The organism is Streptomyces katrae (assembly GCF_000966975.1).
Taxonomy (GTDB): domain Bacteria; phylum Actinomycetota; class Actinomycetes; order Streptomycetales; family Streptomycetaceae; genus Streptomyces; species Streptomyces katrae.
Genome location: NZ_JZWV01000270.1, coordinates 1 through 1,835, shown reverse-complemented (window position 1 = coordinate 1,835; position 1,835 = coordinate 1). Strand labels below are relative to the sequence as shown.

Annotated in this window: 3 protein-coding genes; all 3 read right to left on the bottom strand. The window is 68.8% G+C overall.

All coding sequences use genetic code 11. From position 1 onward, the window contains the following. Window positions 1-15: 15 nt before the first annotated feature. Window positions 16-513, bottom strand: coding sequence for a hypothetical protein (locus VR44_RS11505; protein WP_045947343.1), 498 nt, complete (start codon window positions 511-513; stop codon window positions 16-18). A gap of 589 nt (window positions 514-1,102) precedes the next feature. Beyond that, window positions 1,103-1,351 carry a hypothetical protein gene (locus VR44_RS11500; RefSeq protein ID WP_045947342.1) on the bottom strand — a complete coding sequence of 83 codons (249 nt, stop codon included), beginning with the start codon at window positions 1,349-1,351 and terminating at the stop codon, window positions 1,103-1,105. A gap of 107 nt (window positions 1,352-1,458) precedes the next feature. Then, window positions 1,459-1,835 (bottom strand): hypothetical protein (locus VR44_RS11495; RefSeq protein ID WP_045947341.1); only part of this gene is annotated, 377 nt, incomplete at its 5' end.

Here is a 1,835-nt window from a genome sequence, read left to right as displayed (position 1 = left end):
CCGCGTTCCACCTGTTCAGTGGCCAGGGGCCGTTTCGACGACCGTGATCTCGAACGGCGCGCGGTTGTTGAGAGGGTTCCGGTCGTCCAGGCTGCGCACGGAGACCCAACCGCCCTTGACGACCGTCCCCACCTTCAGCTCGTCGTCCAGGCGGACCGGGACGAGGGCTGTGGCGCTGCGGTCCTTCTTGAGCCCTGCACTGAACTCGCAGTGCACCTGACGCCGGCTGGAGGACAGTACGCAGGTGTCGGGCCAGTAGGGCTTCTCGGGCGTCACCCCATGCGGCAGGGAGACCGTGACGACGAACGGCGAGGCGGTCGTCTCCGGACCGAGGTTGCCGACGAACCCTTGGATCGTCGTGGAGCCGCCGGGCGTTGCGGGCTCCGGGTCGAGGCGGACGACCTCCAGGTCCGAGTTGGACAGGGCCGCGGCCGCAGGGGCGGTCCGGGAGACCTGGTGCGGCGAGGCCCAGGCGGGGCCGGCGACCAGCACCGTCGCCACGCCCACGGTCAACGCAGCCCGGTACCAACGTCCACGCGTTCGCATGCTCGGAGCGCTCACGATCCCACACCACACCTTTCACCTGACGGTCAGTTACGTACGCCATGGTGCGGGCCTTCGGTGGGGAGAGATCCGCTTTCCTCCGATCAACACCCGTTTATCACTCATCTGCCCGGAACCCGCCCCATACGACCATGCCGGACGGCCGGGGCAGCCCCCAGCGAGTCCCGGCCTCGCCGTCAGCTCCCGACGCGGACCGTCCTCAGCGTCGCAGGCGAACTCGACACCCGCCTGCCCGCCACACGGGGCGCACCCGACGCGCACGACCGCGAGGGCGGCCTCCAGGGAACATCGGCGGGCCTGCCGTATCCCCGACACCATCCACCACCGGGCCAAGAGGCAGCTCGCCCTGGACACACCCGATGAGCTCGACACCCCGCAGCGTCACCCAGCGGGCGCGGCGCAGCCCTGAGAACGAAGCCAACGACCTCCGTTCCCTCCCCCTCGGAGCATGTCCCAGGGAAAGGCGGCCCGGTGGTACAGCCCTCAAGTGCGCGGGCGTGGAGCACGCACGTACCGACGAAGACCTCCCCGGCCGTCCTCACCATGGCGGGCCGTATCGCGCGAAGGCGAGCAGACCGACGATCGAGGCACCGATCCCGCAGCTGAGCCCACCCCAGCCGGGGCTGCGCCGCGACCAGGCGCAGTAGAGCAGGCCGGCGGCTGTCAGGGCTATGCCGCATCCCAAGCAGGGCCAGCCGAGGCTGTTGCGGACGCTCTCGGTGCCGAATTTGAAAAGTGGGAATGTGATGCCGATGAGCCCCATCGGAATCGCGAAGAATCTGTCCATCGCTGTTGAACCCGACCGTTCGGGCTGCCGGTCTGTCATGCCTGAGCGTCGATTCCCTCCGGCCGCCCTCGACCCTGAAGGGCCGAGGGCGGCTCAGCGTCCTGTTGCTATCCCTGGACCATCTTGACGAGCTCGTCGAAGACCCAGGTCTGGACGCCACCGCTCAGCAGCCACCAGGCACCACGGACGGCGACGTTCTGCTTGCCCATCCACTTGTTGAAGGCGTCCCGGCCTTCCTTGGCCTTGGAGACGGCCGACTTGAAGAGCCCCGGCGACTTCTTCAGAAGTTCGATGAACTTCTTGCCGGCCTCGCCCTTGGCGCTGAACGCCGAAACACCCGGCGCCGGGCCGTCGTTCTGCGTGGTCTCCTGCTTGATCTCGTCGGCGATCTGCCGGATCGCGGAGAGTTCGGCCGGGGTGAGTTCGACGGTTTCGCCATCGGTGACCGGGGCCGTGGCCGTGATCGCGCCGACCGGGCCCGCGG

Coding starts and splice junctions, on each gene's coding strand:
- VR44_RS11500 (WP_045947342.1), bottom strand. CDS start 1,351: ATGGACAGATTCTTCGCGATTCCGATGGGGCTCATCGGCATCACATTC.